Origin of the sequence: Paenibacillus sp. UNC217MF, assembly GCF_000686865.1 — a bacterium.
In the GTDB taxonomy this organism is placed as follows: domain Bacteria; phylum Bacillota; class Bacilli; order Paenibacillales; family Paenibacillaceae; genus Paenibacillus_B; species Paenibacillus_B suaedae.
In genome coordinates, this window is record NZ_JMLT01000010.1 from 217,768 (window position 1) to 235,813 (window position 18,046).

15 protein-coding genes are annotated in these 18,046 nt (G+C 43.7%); all 15 read left to right on the top strand.

Going from position 1 to position 18,046, the window contains the following annotated elements; translation table 11 throughout:
* Positions 1-195: 195 nt before the first annotated feature.
* The 15 genes from BP95_RS0108265 (at position 196) to BP95_RS0108335 (ending at position 18,046) form a co-directional block, all read left to right on the top strand.
* Positions 196-939, top strand: coding sequence for a hypothetical protein (locus BP95_RS0108265; protein WP_021253996.1), 744 nt, complete (start codon positions 196-198; stop codon positions 937-939).
* A 195-nt stretch (positions 940-1,134) separates the two neighbouring features.
* Positions 1,135-1,917: a hypothetical protein gene (locus BP95_RS0108270; protein WP_021253995.1), complete on the top strand. Its 783-nt coding sequence runs from the start codon at positions 1,135-1,137 to the stop codon at positions 1,915-1,917.
* A 191-nt stretch (positions 1,918-2,108) separates the two neighbouring features.
* Positions 2,109-2,897: a hypothetical protein gene (locus tag BP95_RS0108275; RefSeq protein WP_021253994.1), complete on the top strand. Its 789-nt coding sequence runs from the start codon at positions 2,109-2,111 to the stop codon at positions 2,895-2,897.
* A gap of 192 nt (positions 2,898-3,089) precedes the next feature.
* Entirely contained in the window at positions 3,090-3,854 is a 765-nt protein-coding gene (locus BP95_RS0108280; RefSeq protein ID WP_028531875.1) for a hypothetical protein, read from the top strand.
* Positions 3,855-4,003: 149 nt separating this feature from the next.
* Positions 4,004-4,414, top strand: coding sequence for a BlaI/MecI/CopY family transcriptional regulator (locus BP95_RS0108285; RefSeq protein ID WP_021253992.1), 411 nt, complete (start codon positions 4,004-4,006; stop codon positions 4,412-4,414).
* A 175-nt stretch (positions 4,415-4,589) separates the two neighbouring features.
* Positions 4,590-5,351, top strand: a complete 762-nt coding sequence (locus BP95_RS29885; RefSeq protein ID WP_021253991.1) for a hypothetical protein — start codon at positions 4,590-4,592, stop codon at positions 5,349-5,351.
* Positions 5,352-5,420: 69 nt separating this feature from the next.
* Positions 5,421-6,389 carry a DUF5643 domain-containing protein gene (locus BP95_RS0108295; protein WP_021253990.1) on the top strand — a complete coding sequence of 323 codons (969 nt, stop codon included), beginning with the start codon at positions 5,421-5,423 and terminating at the stop codon, positions 6,387-6,389.
* Between the two features lie 205 nt (positions 6,390-6,594).
* Positions 6,595-9,174, top strand: a complete 2,580-nt coding sequence (locus BP95_RS0108300; RefSeq protein ID WP_028531876.1) for a PEP/pyruvate-binding domain-containing protein — start codon at positions 6,595-6,597, stop codon at positions 9,172-9,174.
* Positions 9,175-9,189: 15 nt separating this feature from the next.
* Positions 9,190-10,401 (top strand): MFS transporter, encoded by a 1,212-nt coding sequence (locus BP95_RS31825; RefSeq protein WP_021253988.1) that lies wholly within the window; start codon positions 9,190-9,192, stop codon positions 10,399-10,401.
* A 104-nt stretch (positions 10,402-10,505) separates the two neighbouring features.
* Entirely contained in the window at positions 10,506-11,102 is a 597-nt protein-coding gene (locus tag BP95_RS0108310) for a TetR/AcrR family transcriptional regulator (protein ID WP_028531877.1), read from the top strand.
* Positions 11,103-11,440: 338 nt separating this feature from the next.
* Positions 11,441-12,502: a 3-deoxy-7-phosphoheptulonate synthase gene (aroF, locus tag BP95_RS0108315; RefSeq protein WP_028531878.1), complete on the top strand. Its 1,062-nt coding sequence runs from the start codon at positions 11,441-11,443 to the stop codon at positions 12,500-12,502.
* Positions 12,503-12,659: 157 nt separating this feature from the next.
* Entirely contained in the window at positions 12,660-13,721 is a 1,062-nt protein-coding gene (locus tag BP95_RS0108320) for an oxidoreductase (RefSeq protein WP_028531879.1), read from the top strand.
* A 42-nt stretch (positions 13,722-13,763) separates the two neighbouring features.
* On the top strand, positions 13,764-14,501 hold the full coding sequence (locus BP95_RS0108325; protein WP_028531880.1) for a GntR family transcriptional regulator: 738 nt from the start codon (positions 13,764-13,766) through the stop codon (positions 14,499-14,501).
* A 567-nt stretch (positions 14,502-15,068) separates the two neighbouring features.
* Complete coding sequence (gene glnA, locus BP95_RS0108330; RefSeq protein WP_028531881.1) at positions 15,069-16,493, top strand: type I glutamate--ammonia ligase; 1,425 nt, start codon at positions 15,069-15,071, stop codon at positions 16,491-16,493.
* A gap of 257 nt (positions 16,494-16,750) precedes the next feature.
* Positions 16,751-18,046, top strand: a complete 1,296-nt coding sequence (locus BP95_RS0108335; protein WP_028531882.1) for a sugar ABC transporter substrate-binding protein — start codon at positions 16,751-16,753, stop codon at positions 18,044-18,046.

The window sequence follows — 18,046 nt, forward strand, 5'->3', positions numbered from 1 at the left end:
TGAAGTGCTGCATGTGCAATATGTATAGGAAAATGTGAGTGGCTCCTTCAAAGGAACTTAAATGCTAAGTTCCTTTGGGGAGTTTTTTTATTTTTTCCATGAAATCATTGGAAGCCTGTCACAAAATGGAACGGTAAGATTGTTATACATATGTGAATACATACTCATAATTGTACGAAGAAGGAGAATCATCCAATGAAAACAACGATGAAATTAGTAATTGCTACATTAAGCGGCATCCTGATGTTCGGTTCTATGAGCTTCACAGTTCAGGCGGATCCATCCCAGACAGCGAGTGACACTGCGGCTGCCACATCGACTGATCAGGAGCTAACATTAGAAGAACAGAATAAGATATATGAAAAGGAAGTAAGAAGAATAGGTCAAGAGGCTAAAAATCCGGGTGACGTATATGTTGCTTTTATTAGCAATAAAAAATTGATGTCCGGAATGGAATTCCTTTATATAGTCAATCCGCTTACGTTCAAAACATATGAGGAATATATAAAAAAGGCCGCTACGTATCAAGGGCCGGTATTGCAGAAGCCAACCAACCTGCCTAAGGGGTATAAGTTAGTCAAAGCGGAAATCGAGTATCTGAAAAGTAAGGAGTTCGAAGCAGAAGTAAAAAAAGAAGCCGCCATTGAGGGACAAGGAAAATTACTTTATGCGAAGAAATATGATTGGAAGGTACCGGGCGAAATCAAGCTTGAGTTTGTGAATGGGAAGAACACGTTTCTGTTTGAAATGAACACGATCGACCCGAAAACAGCGAAAAAGCAAACAGGTTATGTCTATGAACCTGCTAGCGAAAAGGCAAAATACAATTTCCTGTCTTGGAGGGTGAAAGACAAAGCAATTACTATTCAAACGAATACGGATATGTCCAAAGAAGATCTAATCAAGCTTTCGAAAACGATGGTACTTGAGAAAAAATAATCAGATAAGCAGGGTTTCGTAATCGGACGAAGTATATCGAGTAACCCCCGGGGAAGCTGTGAAGGATTAGCAGTTTTTCAGGGGGTTGTTTTTTGTTTTTCAGGGATTTTTTGATAATGATGTCACGAAAGGCATGGTGAGAGTTGTTATATAAGATAAGGCGTCAAAAGATTAACTAGAGAGGGGCACTTTGATATGAAAATGACAATGAAACTTGCAATCGCAACGCTAAGCGGCTTCCTATTATTTGGTTCGATGAATCTCGCAGCAGAGGCAGCGTCTTCTCGTTCGATAAGCGATATAACGTTGAAAACGGCAGCGGCTAAACCAAAGACCATGACTGAAGGCGAAAAGCTGGAGAAAGCAGAGAGGGAGAGAATCAACAAATTACTTGAAAAAAATCCGGAAGATACCTATATCTTATATGTCAGTAATGAATTGACGAAAGTTAAAGGCAAAGCAGAGGTCGACATGTTGGGCAACAGCATGCCGAAATTTAGCAAGTATGAGGACTATCTAAAGAAGGCAGCCAGTTTGAAGGAAGCAACGCTGCAAAAACCTGCTAACTTGCCTAAGGGATATGTCTTCTCCGCGGCAGAGATTGTAGGTCCATATACCGCTGATTTTGCTGCAGAATTGAAAGCAGAAGCAAAAAAATTAAACAAACAGATTTACTCTAAAAAACTGAATTGGACAACTACAAATGAAACCAAATTAGAATTCAAAAATGGAGACAATTTTATCAAAATAAGCAGCCGTAAGCCTGATGCGGTGGATAAGAAAAATTATAGTCAAGAGTATACCTATACAAGCGCGGAAAAAATGAAAAAAGATAATCCATATGTAGGCGAGAAATATCTAGTAAATTCGTTGGTTTGGATCCAACACGGCAAGCTGCTTTCCGTTCATACGAATCCAAAGAATCCAATGACGATGGAAGAGATGATCAAGTTGGCGAAAACGATGGTCAAAAAGTAAGAATCGCCATGTTATTGATGCGAAACGTAAGATAGCCGATATTGAACACCCTCGGGGAAGACGTAGATCAGCATGTCTAACCTGGGGGTATTTGCGGTTCTTTAATTAAAAGTTATGTCACAAACCAGATGGTTGAAATTGTTGTATAAGATGAGATGTTAAAAAGAATAACTAGAGAGGGGCAATTAGAAATGAAAATGACGATGAAACTAGCAGTTGCAACGATAAGCGGCGTTTTATTATTCTGTTCGATGAATCTCGCGGCAGAGGCAGCGTCTTCTCGTGTGGTAAGAGATGTAACGTTGAAGACGGCAGCAGCTGAACCAAAGGCTATGAGTGAAGGCGAGAAGCTAGAGAAGGCAGAACAGGAGAGAATCGACAAATTACTTGAGAAAAATCCAGATGATACATATATCATATATGTCAGCAAAGAATTAAAGAAAAATAAAAACGAACAAGAAGTTTATTTTATGGGAAATTTTAATCCAAGATTCGATACTTATGAAGCATACTACAAATTTGCATCAAAGTTGAAGGAGGCAGTACCACAGCGTCCTGCTGATTTACCAAAAGGCTATACCTTAGCTGAAGCGATAATTATTTCGCCGCTCGGACCTAAGGATTTAGTAGCAATGAAAGCCGAGGCCAAAAAGCTGGGTAAACAGATACATTCCAAAAAGATCAATTGGACAAAAAGTGACTTCATTGTGTTAACGTACACAAATGGTAAAAATGAAATCAAATTAAGCAGTGGGGCTGTTAAAGAGAAAGATAAGAAAGAAAAAAATTATGTATATAAATCCGCAAAGGACATCGAAAAGGAAAATCCCAATCTTGCTCCAGCAATAAAAAAAATAACTTACAAAAATCAGATTTCCTGGAATGAGAGTGGGAAGGGCTTTTGGATTTCAACGAATCCCGAAAATCCGTTGACGAAGGAAGACATGATCAAGTTGGCGAAAACGATGGTCAAAAAGTAAGAATCGTCATGTTATTGATGCGAAACGTAAGATAGTTCGATATTGAACACCCTCAGGGAAGACGTAGATCAGCATGTCTAACCTGGGGGTATTTGCAGTTCTTCGATTGAAAGTCATGTCACAAATAAAATGGTTGAAATTGTTATATAAATGGTAGATATTACATGTCAAACAGGAAAGGTGCGATTTTATATGAATACGAAGATGAAAATAGCAATTGCTTCACAATGCAGCATTCTATTGTTCGGATCCATGCACCTCATGTCAGGCACAGCGTCAGATCATGCTATAAGCGGCATCAGCTTGAAGGCGGCAGCAACGAAACCAACGACTGCAAATGAAGGCGAGAAGTTGGAGCAAGCCGAGAAGGCTAAACTTGACAAGCTGTTGGAAAAAAATCCGTGTGATATGTATCTGATATACAGCAGTTATCAGCCAAAGGGATTTGAGGTTTTTGGTTATGGCAATTTTAATCCGCGCTACGAGAAATACGAGGACTATGAGAAGTTGTTGCGTGTTATGAAAGAGCCGGCTCCGCAGAAGCCTGCTGATCTGTCGAAGAGCTATACGTACGACGGGGTAATTGTTGCTGCGCCTTATACAAATGAGTATGCGGCAGCCATGCAGGCTGAGGCGAAAAAGCTCGGCAAAAAGGTCTATTCAAAGAAGCTTGAGTGGAAGGATACGAATATGATCCAGTTGCGTTTCGTGAACGGCAAAGATTATATTCAGTTCTCTAGTTATCGGATTGAAGAGATGGAAAAGAGTCAAAACGGATATGTCTATATCGCTGCTGCGGATGTGAAAAAGAAAAATCCAAAACTTGATCCTAAATTTATTACTACCTCATTAAATTGGTATGAACAGGGTAAGGGGTTCTCGATTTCAACCAATGCAGAGAATCCGCTGACGAAGGAAGACCTGATCAAGCTGGCGACAACGATGGTGAAGAAATAGCTTGTGTCCAAGCCCATGCATTCCGAATAGGATACATGGGCTTTTATATGGTTAAAAACACAAAACGGGTTGACATTATAAAAGTACAATTATAGCATGAGTATAACTACATGCGTGGTCTTGAACGATTGAGTTTGGAGGTTTCATGAATGAATAAAGTACCGCCTATTACGGATGCTGAACTGGAGGTTATGCGCGTATTGTGGGCGCATCCCGATTGTCCTTCCATTGAGGTAGTCAATCAAATGACGGATTTGATGGAGTGGAGCCCGAATACGACTCGGACGCTCCTGAGCCGATTGGTTCAGAAAGAAGCAGCCGGTGCAAAGCTGGAGAAGGGGTCGAAACGAAACTATTTGTACTACCCGCTTATCAGCGAGCAGGAGTACCTGCGATCCGAAACCAAATCCTTCATGAAAAAGCTGTATGGCGGAGCTTTGAAGCCGATGGTGGCCAACTTTTTGCAGGATAAAAAGCTAAATGCACAGGAAATCGAGGATTTAAAATCGTTATTTGACGAGAACCGTGATGACGGTGGATCAAAAAAGAGCGATACCTAAATTCGAATTCATGCGCTACAACCCTTGGAGAAGACGGCGATACAGCCAGTCTTATTTCAAGGGATTTTTTATTTATTTGATAAAAAGTCGATTTGTGTCACAATTCTTGTTTTTAAGTTGTTCATATAGATGAGAAGAAAATTTCCATAATAGAGGTGCAAGGGAGAATTGGTTTATGAAAATGACGTCAAAACTAGCCATTGCAGCAATATGCGGGTTGCTTATGTTCAGCTATGTGAACAATGCCGCGGAGGCGGCGCCAGCCAAGAGTACAATTGACTATACCGTGAAAGGCCCTTCGGGAGAGCCGAAGGTCTTTGAAGATGAGTTGGCAAGACTGCACAAGCTGGTTGAGCAAAATCCGGGTGATGCTTATGCCGTATTTATCGACAATGAAAAAACGAAAAGCAAGGGGCAGGAAATTATCTTCACCGGATATGTCTCCCCTTCATTTGACACCTATGAGGATTATGTAATGAAGGCCACTGATTTGAAAGGAACCGTATTGATAGAGCCTGCAAATCTGCCAGAAGGGTATTCCTTTACGAAAGCAGAAGTACGGTGTCCATATAGTCCGCAATTTAAGAACGATTTGCGAGCAGAAGCCAAAAAGAAAGGTTTAGCGGTGTTGTCTAAGAAATATGAATGGACGGAAGCGGGGCAAGTTGTACTGAAATATATGAACGGTGAGGATACGTTGCTTTTGGAATATATTGCACTTGGTTCGAAAGCATCCCCTGCCCAGAAAGGGTATCATTATCAAACTGCTGAAGAGGCAAGACAAAGGTTGCAGCCAGAATATCGGGATAGCCCGCAGCAAAACACACTTCTATGGACGGAACAAGGCAAGCAATTTCGAATTATAACCAACGAAGGGAATACATTGACGCAGGAAGACTTAATCAAACTTGCGGAAACGATGATTGTCAGAAAATAATGTCACAGTTTAGGGGACTGATGTTGTTATATATATTGGATAACCCAAAAATGAAAAGGAGATGGGATTATGAGTACATATAAACAATCATTATTGAAGAAGATGATAGCAGTAACTTGTATGGCAGCTATATTGGGTACAGGTGCAGGAATGGCTGTCGTTGATTTGCCTACCGCAAGTGCAGCGGCATCCGGATCGAGTGTGTTACAGGAATGGGGAGACTCTGGGGCAAAGGCAGCCAGCAAAAAAGGCTTGACCACAGTGAAAAATGCGAAGGCAACAAAAGATGGAGTTACATTGATCGTGCCTGAGCTTATGTACGACGGTGCCCGCTTTGTCATGGTGTTGAAGGCCGAAGGCGGAGAGAATCCGCTATATGCTAGTAAGAGCTATCTGCTGAATGGACAGCCGCTTCAGGTGGACAAGCTGGCGATGATGGCAAGTTCAGTTCCTGTGGAAAATGGAAAAGAGAATAATATGTGCATGGTTGAGTTTACAAATGCCATCGATCCGAAAACGGGAGAGCCTATTCTTCCGAATGAGTTCGAGCTAACAATTAATGCGAAGTTTGAGGCAGCAGAGGTGTCCCTAGTCATTCCGGTGAAAAACATCTCCAAACGGGATATTAACATACAGCCGAATGCAAAGAAAAATACGCAGAAATTCAGTTACGAAGTAATGAATCTGCGAATGACCGACGCGACGACAATGCTGCAGATTCACAGCAAGGGAGAAATTCCAAGCAGCAGCACGAAGCGACCGAATAAGTATCATCAATCCAAAATGTATTACGAAATCGTAGACGATAAAGGCAACGAGTTAGTTCAGTTCAGACTGGGCACGTATGCGAAAAAGCCGGATAAAGAGTATAATGAAAAAATCATGTATGCTCCATCTGTTTCTGGGACTAAATTTATTACTGTAAAACCATTTACTCTTTTTGTCGATAAGAACGGGCTGCCTCTTGAGGATAAAAAACGAAACATGATAAAGGACTACCACAAAGCACTGGAAATGAAAATTCCGGTTACTTCATAAAAAGTCATAAAAAATAATAGGAAGGAACTTATCACGAAAAGCCCGAGAAAAAACCGCGTAAATCGCGGTTTTTTTTATTTTTTTACACGGCACTTATTGACAACATGAAAGCTGAGGGTTATATTTCACTTATTAAGTACTTAGTAAATTAAGTGTTAAACTAATGTCTATTACATCTTAAAAGGGTCAAGGAGGTTCGAAATTTATGGATGTCCGATTGGAAAATGACTTGGTGTTTTGGATTCATCATGTGGGAAAAGGAGACATCTCTCTGGTTGGAGGAAAGGGGGCGAATCTCGGGGAAATGATCCGGGCAGGATTTCCGATTCCGCGAGCTTTTAGTATATCGGCTTTGGCATATAAGCGTCAGATTGAGCAAACGATTATCGCAAGTAAGCTGGAAGAATTGGAAAGAGAACATAGCCATGATCCGGAATATCAAAGCCATTCTTCCAGAAAATTGTTTTTGGAAACACCAATGCTTCCAGAGATTGAGGAGCGCATTCGCGAATATTATCGCCAATTGGGCAACGAAGTCAGGGTGGCAGTGCGATCCTCGGCTACCGCTGAAGATTTACCTGAGGCGTCTTTTGCCGGACAACAAGAGACCTTTCTGGGTGTTCATGGAGAAGAGGCTTTGCTCCACTCCGTTCGGGAATGTTGGGCTTCCTTGTGGGGAGAAAGAGCTGTACATTACCGCAATCAACAGGGATTTACCCACAGCTCCGTTGCATTGAGTGTCGTTGTGCAAGAAATGGTGGACTCCGATGCTGCGGGCGTTCTGTTCACAGTCAATCCCTTGAATAGTTGCCACGATCAGATGTTAATTACGGCGAGCTTAGGTCTCGGTGAAGCTGTAGTGTCTGGAATTGTTACCCCAGATACCTATCGGATTGCGAAGGAAACCCTTGGAATCATTGATTGCGAAATTGGAAAAAAGGAAGAGATGGTAGTCCAACAGGAGCAGGGAAGTGTCGTCGTGCCGGTTCCACTCCAGTTACAGACGAGACCTTGTTTGTCGGATTCGATGGTTATTGATCTTAGTCGCATAGCCAAAAAAGTGGAGGAGCATTATGGTTCGCCGCAGGATATCGAGTGGGCCGTGAAACATGACCGAATTTACTTGCTTCAGTCCCGTCCTATAACAACATTGCACAGCTTGCAGCATGCAACAGATGGAGCGATCCGTCTTCCCGATGAAGACGAGCAGGTGTACGCTGGTTGGATTTATCTCGGACGAATTCCTCGTTTTGCTCGTAAGCGATTTTTACCCGTACTCGTTGACCATTTTCCTGAGCCGCTGCGTCCGCTAGATTTTGATAGTAGTCTTACTCCAGCTCTTGCCGGAGTAAGGAGGGCAGCAAAAGAATTAGGTATAGAAATGCCTGAAGATATTTCCTATCAGCATCCGACTGGACTAATTTTATTCAATCCGCCTGTTCCAGCCAACTTGCGAACGATAGCTGCTCTTCCGGTTGCCTGGTTGAAGCTGAAAGGCTGGATCAAGTATGACCCGTTGCAAGAGTGGCTGCAGGTAGACCAACCGTATTTGCGTTCCCTGCTTCCTGTTGAATCCGTCCATCTGGATTCCTCACCGCAAGATTTGGTTAGGGAGATTAAGAAATTGGAAGGGGTGATAAGTGAGCTTATGTATCGCCGTTTCCGAAAATATATGGCCGCTGGCGTCAGGGCCCAGAGCAATCTGGACAAGATGCTTCATCGTGCGAATGTAAAGCAAGTCTATTTAATGAAGCAAAAATTGCTGCAGGCTCTGGATTATAAAACGGCTGTTGCAAACCGGGACATGAAGGAGTTAGCTAGAGTTGCGGTTGCCAGTCCTGTTGTTTTGGACATATTGGAGAAGCAGCCGTTTGGCAGAATGTACGAGACTATTATGAATAGTGATGGCTGTAGGGCATTCAAGGAAGCGATTGGACGCTTCTTAAGCAAACACGGATGCCGATGTGCATCAGGAATGGAACCGCAGCCGAGCTATCCGTCATGGAGAGATGAGCCTGACAACGTCTTAAGCATGGTCCAAGCTCTGATTCAACATCCAGAGGGGCTGATTGATGATAAGAAGGAACGAACAGAAGAATATCATAATGCCCGTGCGGAAATCGTACGACGATTGAAAAAGCCGCAATGGATTGAAACATTCGAAAAGGCGCTGGATATGACTAGGGGATTTTGGGTCGCTCGCGAGGCTACGTTGGATATGTACGAAGAGATTGTTGCGATTCTACGCGACCGTATCAAGCGAGTTGCTGCGTGGCTCATAGCAGAAGAGAAAATACGGGATGAACGGGATCTGTATTTTGTTACGTTCAATGAATTGGAGAGGATGATTGCTGACAAACATGAAGCGAAAATGGCGGAACTCGCACTTCAGCGCCGAGAAGTATGGAACCGAATGAATAATTACAGAAATTCCGATGTCATCAATAAGTCAGAAATTGAAGAAAAAGTACTCTCTGGAGCCGGGGCAAGCCAAGGTGAAGCTCAAGGTGTCGTTAAGGTGATTCGAGGGCCTCAAGAGTTCCATAAACTGAAGCGGGGAGATATTCTCGTATGCGCGAATACGAATCCAGCTTGGACACCGCTTTTCTCTGTAGCTGCAGCTGTTGTAACGGATACAGGTGGCGTATTGTCACACTCGGCAATTGTAGCCAGAGAATATGGCATTCCTGCGGTCATGGCATGCGAAAATGCTACGAAATTCCTTTCTGATGGTGATCGGGTTATCGTGAACGGAACAACAGGCATGGTACAACTGTTGCGATGAAGGCGGGGGGGCGACATGAGGCATAACTTTACTATCATTTGTATGATTATTGGAACATTTGTGGTTCCGCTCAATTCATCCATGGTTGCATTAGCTCTGGAACCAATAGCAAACGAGTTCCAAGTGCCGCTTTCCCAAGGGGCATGGGTCGTCACGATATATCTAATAGGGATGGCTGTCTTTCAAATCTTCGGAGGACGATTCGTGGATCGATTCGGCAGCATGCCAATTCTTTTTAGCGGTACAGTCATGTTTGCGTTAGGAACAATAATATGTTGGCTTGCTCCGACCTTTATGGGCTTGTTAATAGGCAGACTCATCCAAGCGAGTGGGGGCGCTGCACTCGTGCCAGCTAGTTCTGTACGATTGCGTGAGATGACGCCGATTGAAAGACAAGGGAGAATGTTTGGATTGTTAGGGGCTGCAGCTGGGATAGGAGCTGCACTAGGACCGCCGCTAGGTGGCTTATTTATTCATTATTATAATTGGCGTTTCCAATTTACGGTTACATTAATACTGATGCTTTTTCCTATTACGTTAATAGCGAATAAGAACCTAATATGCCGATCTAGAAAGACGAAAAAGAAAATAAGGCAAACGAATGATTTTGTACTTCTTCGATTAGTAAGGGAGCTGTTTAAAATTCGCTCCTTTCGAGCTGCTGCTGCATCGGTATTCTTAAACAATTTCATGGTGTATCTGTTGCTGATGTGCGTGCCATTGCTTGTAAAAGAAAAGTGGTATTTTAATTATGCAGGAAGTGGAACGGTAATGCTTGTCTTCTCCGTCACTATGATCGCAGCTACAGCAGCAGGAGGTGCAATGAGCGATCGATTTGGAAAGCGCCCAGCCGTTCTCGCCGGATGTATACTCGCTGCCATTGCGGGTGGACTACTCTTGATAGCAAGCTCAAGCCAACTATTAGCACTGTTTATTGTTGGTGTCGGTTTGGCTGGGCTTAGCCTCGGAAGTGGAAATGCATCAATACAGGCAACGGCATTGGAGGCTGGAGAAGCACAAGGAGCAGGAATAGCGGCTGGAATTTATTATGTCATACGATACCTAGGTTCGATTGTATCTACGTTATGGCTATCCATAGCATCTATCGATGGGTCAGCAGTAAACTTCTCCTTGCTGTTGGCGGGGTTTATGGTCAGCGCCATCGCGGCAATACCTTGTGCTATTGGTATACCTATGAAAACAAGCGCTGCTTCGGAGAAAAATTGACATGTATAGATTGATTTGTTAGTTTGATAGTAAATCGGTCTAAAAGTTTCTAAAAGCTCAGCTAGACTTTTTGAACATGAAATATTCGTTAAATGGAGCTGCAAATGACAAAAATCACTCTTCGTCAACAAAAAGCACTTGAAACCAAGAACAAATTAATCGATTCTGCGTTAAGAGTTTTTTCTGAAAAGGGATATGACTCAAGCACGACCAAAGATATCGCTCGTGAAGCAGAGGTCACGGACGGATTAATCTATCATTATTTCAACTCCAAGGAAGAATTGCTCTGGGCAATTTTAGAGAAGCACACCATTAATCATGAATTGAAGAATACAGCAACTATGGATTCCTTGAAAAATCAACCATTAGATGTGATGCTCAATATGTATTTTGCAAATTTGATGGATATGCTGCATGACAAAAAAGAGCTAATTGTCATGTTTTTCGGAGAAGCGCAACGAAATCAAGAAGTACGGAATCGGCTTGTTATGACGATAGAAGAGGGAATACAGCCTTTGTATCAATTATTGAAACAGCATGTGAGTAAGGATGATGAATACCTCTTCTCTGCAATACGCAATGTCCAGATGACATTGGTCATGTACTTCTTATTATATGGTAGATTTCAAACCGAACCCATGGAGAGAACTCGTTATATTCATATAACTGTTCAGCAGTTCATGCAAGTGATTTCGCTATGAGAAGAGCCATATATGGTTGTGCTAATGTTTTAATAGCTGCCTCAATGAGAATGAGGATGCGAAGGAATCGTGCCTATTCAGCACGATTCTTTTTTATATATGACGAATTGTCAAAACTCCGATTGTGACAACTTACTCGAAAAATAGTTGCATCAAAAGGGTTGACGATACGGTAGTTGTTCTGTATAGTTTCTTTAACAGTTAAAAGCATAAAAGCTTATATGCGTTAAAGTGATAAAGTAAGTGTAAAAGTAAAACTACAATAAGAAGTGTCATTGATGAACGCATTTCTGCTTTAAGGGGTTAACTGGCACTGCGCATAGAAAGGGTGTACAATCATGATTGTTATTGTAAATAATGAGACATCTGAAGAACAGATCGCGAATATAGCCAGCATCATTGAAGGGCAAGGCAATCAAGTTCATATATCCCGTGGCACGGCTCATACGGTAATTGGGATAATTGGACATGCGGAGCCGAAGTTGGCAGAACATCTTAGACAAATGAAGGGCGTAGAGAACGTGGTTAAAATTACGAAATCATACAAACTGGCAAGTCGTGACTTCCATCCGGAAGATACGGTAATTGAAATACGCGGCGTGAAAATCGGCGGCGGCAATTTGGTAGTTATGGGAGGGCCGTGTGCGGTTGAATCACCTGCTCAAATCAATGAGATTGCACGGTTGGTGAAGGCAGCAGGCGGACAAGTTCTGCGCGGAGGAGCATTCAAGCCGCGTACGGGACCGTACAGCTTCCAAGGCATAGGCGTGGAAGGGCTAGAGATGATGAAGGAAGCGGGCGAGAAGCACGGACTTCTTACCATTACAGAAGTGATGACGCCTGAATATGTAGATATTTGTGCGGAGCATGCGGATATTTTGCAGGTAGGCACACGGAATATGCAGAACTTCGATCTGCTGCGCAAACTTGGAGAATGCGGCAAACCGGTGTTGCTCAAGCGCGGCTTCAGCGCAACTTATGACGAGTGGCTTAATGCTGCGGAATATATATTGGCAGGCGGCAATCCAAATGTCATGCTGTGTGAGCGTGGTATTCGCACATTCGAGACGTATACACGGAATACGTTTGATTTGACTGCAATTCCGGTTATGAAGCAGCTTAGCCACTTGCCGGTCATTGCCGATCCAAGCCATGCTACAGGACGCCGCGAGCTAGTTGAGACGATGTCAAAGGCTTCTGTAGCTGCTGGTGCGGACGGTCTTATTATTGAAATGCATACCGATCCAGACAATTCGATGACGGGCGATGGGGTGCAGTCCCTCTTCCCGGATCAATTCGCTGGCCTGCTGCGCGAGCTGGAGCAGCTTGCTCCACTGTGCGGCAAAACATTCGAGACGAAGAAGATGGATCCAGCCTTTTTTGATACGTGGGAAAAATAAAGGCGACGTAAGGCGTAAAGCGAGAGGTAAGAGGTAGACCTACATCATTGGGTTTGCCTCTTTTTTATATCCTTTCAAATATAAAACTATATACTTTTAAATCAAAATGTATATAATATTCTTAGAAGTGAGTTTAAAAAAAAGGAAGTTTTAGCATATGACATTAACAATGGGCTTTATCGGGTTTGGGAAGTCAGCCAACCGTTATCATTTGCCTTACGTGAATACGCGTAAGCATATAAAAGTAAAAACAATTTATGTCCGGCACGTTAACGAACAATTAGCGGCTCCATATCGCGAAAAGGGTGTTGCCTTCACCACTGATTTGGATGAACTATTGAACGACAAAGAAATTCAATTGGTGACGATCTGTACGCCAGCACACACGCACTACGAATTGGCGAAACGAGTTATACTTGCAGGGAAATCAGTTATCGTTGAAAAACCATTCTGCGATACCGTTGAACACGCGAAAGAATTATTAGCTTTAGGCCGCGAAAAAGGTGTAGTCGTGATGCCTTACCAAAACCGTCGATTCGATGGTGATTTCTTAGCTGTGAAGCAGGTCGTTGAACAAGGCTTCCTTGGCGACATTATGGAAGTTGAATCGCATATTGATTATTTCCGTCCTGGTTCAATCAGCCGCGAAGGTTCGAAAGAAGAAGGTTCATTCTATGGATTGGGTATTCACATGATGGATCGCATGGTTTCGCTATTCGGACGTCCAGATGTGGTGACCTACGATATTCGCAATAATGAAGTGGCAGGTGCGATTGATAACTATTTCGATGTGGATCTTCATTACGGACACCAATTGAAAGTTAAACTGAAAACCAACCATGTCGTAGCAAAAGATTATCCGCGCTTTATCGTTCACGGAACAAATGGCTCATTCATCAAGTACGGTGAAGATCAGCAGGAAAATGATCTGAAAGCAGGCATTATGCCTGAGAGTGCAGGCTTTGGTGAAGATTCACCGATGCACTATGGCATTGCGAAATACCGGAACGCGAACGGTGATTGGATTGAAAAACAAATCAAAACTCCGCTTGGCGATTACGGCCGTTTCTATGATGCAGCGTATGAAACCATCGTACATGGCGCAGCAAAGCTTGTGAAAGACGAAGAGGCGATAACAAGCATGGAAATCTTGGAGAACGGATTTGCAGCACCATCCCCTTCCGTTTATAAGCTTGAGGCATTGCATTTGAATGAATAGAAGTTGTCTAAGCAGAACATCCAGCACATAGGAGGCGAGGAAATGGCAAGCGGGTCTACGCAAGTAAAATACCTCGCCATTTACCAAAAAATCAAACAGCAGATTTTAGACGGTGAGTATAAAGTCAATGAGAAAATCCCAAGCAGCCCGATCCTTGCTGAAGAATTCGGTGTGTCGGTTCTCACCATCAAAAAGGCGTTGGATCTGTTAGTTCGTGACGGCTACATTATCCGCCGACGGGGCAGTGGAACGGTGGTACAGGATTGGCATCAGCAGGAGAAGGCGCGAATGATTCAGACCTTAACTGGTACGAAAGCTGTATACGGCAGTGAGGTTGAAAGCAAGATCATCGAGTTTGTGATTGTCGGCGCAGATGAAACCATTGCCGGAAAATTGGGGATCGCAGCCGGCGATTTTGTCTATAAAATCATCCGCCTCCGCATCATTCACGGTATTCCAACGATTATGGAGCATACATGGATGCCGATTTCGATCATACCAGGTGTTGAAGTTTCGGTTCTAGAGCAATCAATATACTCGCACATACAAAACAAGCTTGGTCTTGAAGTGGGGACATCGATTGTCCGGGTCAAAGGAATTCGCCCAGATGAAAGGGAAAAGCAGTTTATGGACGTGCAGGATCAGGATTTCCTGATGCGGGTCGAACAGGTAGCCTACCTGACTGACGGACGCACCTTTGAGTACTCTTACGCCGACCATCTGCCAGAAACCTTTGAATTTGAAACTGTCATTACCGCGAAGAATTATAAAGAATCATAGACGTAACAGGATGGAGCAATTTATTTGCCCATCCTGTTTTTATTTATCCTCAATTAAGCGTTAACCCCAGAATCACTTTTGTAGCCCGGTTTCCTTTGGAAATCTCGAATGCGTTCAGGAATGAAGATTGATCGATGAACCTCCAGGTGTAAAAGTTGATGCTGGTGTAAGCATGAAAAAATACGGATATAAAAGATGATTTCTTAGACGAGTAAGGAATTGAAGCAGCTGTAATTTTTAATGATAAAACTTATCTATATGTATAATTGTGCAAATAAAATGAATGATAGGTTATGTACCAAAACGTAGTGCGCTGATAAAAATGAGTTCAAACGATCAGGTATTGATGAAGTTAGTCTAAAATATGCCGGAATGATCATGAGTATTTAAGGTGTATAGGGAATGAAATCAATTTTAATGTTAGATAACCTTACATTAAATAAAAAAATACCTTACATGAGTATTGACGAAAGAGCATCCTGCTACATATAATGATTTCAACAAATAATACAAAGTGAACATTCGGATGAAAAGAATATGAAATGTTCGGATTGGGGAGGAATCGAGATGTCAGTCAATACCGTGTTGGAGTTAATGAAAGAGAAACAAATTGAGTATGTGGATTTTCGTTTTATTGATCTGTTAGGTCGTGCGCATCATATCAGCTTGCCTGCATCCGAAGTGGATGAGAGCACGTTCGAGAACGGCGTTGCGTTTGACGGTTCCTCGATTACTGGTTTCCGTGGAATTGAAGAATCCGATATGGTCATGATGCCAGATACGGAGAGCAGTTATGTCGATCCATTTACGGCACGTCCGACGCTCATTATTATGTGCAACATCTTCACGCCTGACGGCGAGCGTTATGAGCGTGATCCTCGCAGCATTGCACAGAAGGCGGAAGAGTATTTGGCAACCACAGGAGTAGGCACGGATGCTTACTTTGCGCCAGAATCTGAATTTTTCATCTTCGATGATGTTCGTTATGAGAATACAATGAACAGTTCTTCCTTCTTCGTCGATTCCGAAGAGGCTTCTTGGAACACGAACCGTAAGGAAGAGGGAGGGAACCTGGGCTTCAAGATTCATACAAAAGGCGGATATGTACCCGTAGCGCCAATCGATACACAACAAGACTTGCGCAGTGAGATGTGCAGCCTGCTGCAAGAAGCAGGACTTCGCATTGAACGTCATCACCATGAGGTTGCAACGGCAGGGCAAGGCGAGATCAACTTCCGCTTTGATTCACTGACGCGTACTGCGGATAACCTGATGAAGTATAAATATATTGTGCACAACACGGCACGCCGCTTCGGGAAAGTAGCGACCTTCATGCCGAAGCCGCTGTTCGGGGATAACGGAAGCGGGATGCATGTGCATCAATCGATCTTTAACGGCGATACACCGTTGTTCTATGAAAAGGGCGGCTATGCGAACTTGAGCGAGATGGCACTGCATTATATCGGCGGAATTTTGCACCACGCGCCAGCGCTTATCGCATTGACGAATCCGAGCACGAACTCCTTTAAGCGACTTGTGCCGGGATATGAAGCGCCTGTAAATCTTGTGTTCTCGAAAGGCAATCGTTCTGCGGCTGTACGTATTCCGGTAGCGGCTGTTACACCGAAGGGATGCCGGATTGAGTTCCGTACACCGGATTCTACGGCGAATCCATACCTGGCCTTCGCTGCAATGTTGATGGCAGGTCTCGACGGAATCAAGCGCAAGCTGGATCCTACAGAGCTTGGTTATGGTCCATATGACCGCAATATTTATGAACTGTCGGATGCGGAGAAGCGTGAGATTCGCAGCGTTCCAGCGACGATGGAAGAATCACTTGATGCGCTTGAAGCTGATTATGAATTCTTGCTTGAAGGCGGCGTATTTACCAAAGCATTTATCGAAAATTATTTGCATATCAAACGCAAGGAAGCCAAATCCGTAGCGATCCGCATCCATCCGCAAGAATATAGTTTGTATTTTGATTGCTAATTCCGACATTCATATCGTCATAGCCTTCGTGTCCCTAGCGGATACGGGGGTTTTTGTTTTTGGAACTTACTACGAACAGCAGCTTATTTTCTTCATGTTGTCCCTGGTTCCACAATTTTTATTTGACGGCATCGGGCATTAGAAGTTATCATGTTACTGAAATTACTTAAACGTTTAAGTTGAGTTAACCTGTCATGATGTGAAAAACGTTTCTGCTTGAATTCAACAACTAATAGATGGGATGGGAGGGGAAGAAAGTGTCTAAACGCTTCTTCATTTCAATGTTGATGGTCTCATTGTGCACCATGATACTGCTCTCGGCTTGCGGCGTACAGCATGCGACCTCAACATCTCCGGAAGCTGAAGGGAAGAATGCACATCAGGGAGAAGGGCAAGCCAGATCGCAGCCGGAGAAGGGAGCCCATTTGCTCGTATGGGAATCGAAGGGGCCTGAACTAGATTTTTTGAAAGCGGTCGCAGAAGATTTTGAACAGGAATATGGGATTGGTGTAAAAGTAGTGGCGGTTCCGTCAATCGACGCTGTCACGAAGCTGACGACGGATGGACCAGCCGGAATCGGGGCCGACGTGTTTTCCGCGCCGCATGATCATTTGGGGAATGCAGTCATGGCTGGACTCGTGCTGCAAAATGATGTGTACGACGAACAAATGAAACATCAAATTATGGATTCCGCCCTAGAAGGTGTCACCTATGATGGGGTGTTCTACGGTTTTCCAACCGCGATCGATACGTACGCGCTGTACTACAATAAAAAACTGCTGAATAAAGCTCCTGCCACTTATCAAGAGCTCATTCGGTTCGCTGATACGTATAACGATCCAAAAAACAAACAGTACGCCTTTATGTGGAATGTGGGGCAATTGTATCAGTCTTACTCGTTTCTGGCAGGCTACGGGGGATACATCTTTGGCAATGGAGGGAAGGATGCTGGCGATATCGGCTTGAGCAATGCGGAATCGATTGCAGGAGCCGAGTTCTTTCAATCTTTGAAAAAAATACTGCCTGTCAACAGCAACGATATGAACGACAATATCATTACCGGATTTTTCATGGAAGGGAAAACAGCTGCTATCATAGGAGGGCCTTGGCTCATGACGGACGTGAAGAGCGCGGGCATCGATTTCGGAGTGGCGCCGCTTCCTCTGCTGCCTAATGGAGAACATCCACGAAGCATGTCCGGCATCCGGGCGCTGTATGTGAGTTCCTATACCGAATATCCGGTTGCTGCGAAGCTGTTCGCGAGCTATGCGACCTCTCGCAAAAATCTCGTCAAGCGATATGAAATGACAACACAGCTGCCGCCGAGACAAGACATGATGGAGGAGCCGAGCATCAAGGGGAATGCGAACGCACTTGCCTTTCTGGAACAAACGAAGCATTCTGCTCCAATGCCGTCCATCCCAGAAATGGGCAACGTATGGGTGCCGGCGGGGGCTGCCCTTGCTGCAATATGGAATGACAATCAACAACCAGGCGAAGTTTTAAAGAAGGCAGTCGAGCAGATCAATACAGCGATTCAGACAAAAAAATAG

Coding starts and splice junctions, on each gene's coding strand:
- BP95_RS0108265 (WP_021253996.1), top strand. CDS start 196: ATGAAAACAACGATGAAATTAGTAATTGCTACATTAAGCGGCATCCTG.
- BP95_RS0108270 (WP_021253995.1), top strand. CDS start 1,135: ATGAAAATGACAATGAAACTTGCAATCGCAACGCTAAGCGGCTTCCTA.
- BP95_RS0108275 (WP_021253994.1), top strand. CDS start 2,109: ATGAAAATGACGATGAAACTAGCAGTTGCAACGATAAGCGGCGTTTTA.
- BP95_RS0108280 (WP_028531875.1), top strand. CDS start 3,090: ATGAATACGAAGATGAAAATAGCAATTGCTTCACAATGCAGCATTCTA.
- BP95_RS0108285 (WP_021253992.1), top strand. CDS start 4,004: ATGAATAAAGTACCGCCTATTACGGATGCTGAACTGGAGGTTATGCGC.
- BP95_RS29885 (WP_021253991.1), top strand. CDS start 4,590: ATGAAAATGACGTCAAAACTAGCCATTGCAGCAATATGCGGGTTGCTT.
- BP95_RS0108295 (WP_021253990.1), top strand. CDS start 5,421: ATGAGTACATATAAACAATCATTATTGAAGAAGATGATAGCAGTAACT.
- BP95_RS0108300 (WP_028531876.1), top strand. CDS start 6,595: ATGGATGTCCGATTGGAAAATGACTTGGTGTTTTGGATTCATCATGTG.
- BP95_RS31825 (WP_021253988.1), top strand. CDS start 9,190: ATGAGGCATAACTTTACTATCATTTGTATGATTATTGGAACATTTGTG.
- BP95_RS0108310 (WP_028531877.1), top strand. CDS start 10,506: ATGACAAAAATCACTCTTCGTCAACAAAAAGCACTTGAAACCAAGAAC.
- aroF (WP_028531878.1), top strand. CDS start 11,441: ATGATTGTTATTGTAAATAATGAGACATCTGAAGAACAGATCGCGAAT.
- BP95_RS0108320 (WP_028531879.1), top strand. CDS start 12,660: ATGACATTAACAATGGGCTTTATCGGGTTTGGGAAGTCAGCCAACCGT.
- BP95_RS0108325 (WP_028531880.1), top strand. CDS start 13,764: ATGGCAAGCGGGTCTACGCAAGTAAAATACCTCGCCATTTACCAAAAA.
- glnA (WP_028531881.1), top strand. CDS start 15,069: ATGTCAGTCAATACCGTGTTGGAGTTAATGAAAGAGAAACAAATTGAG.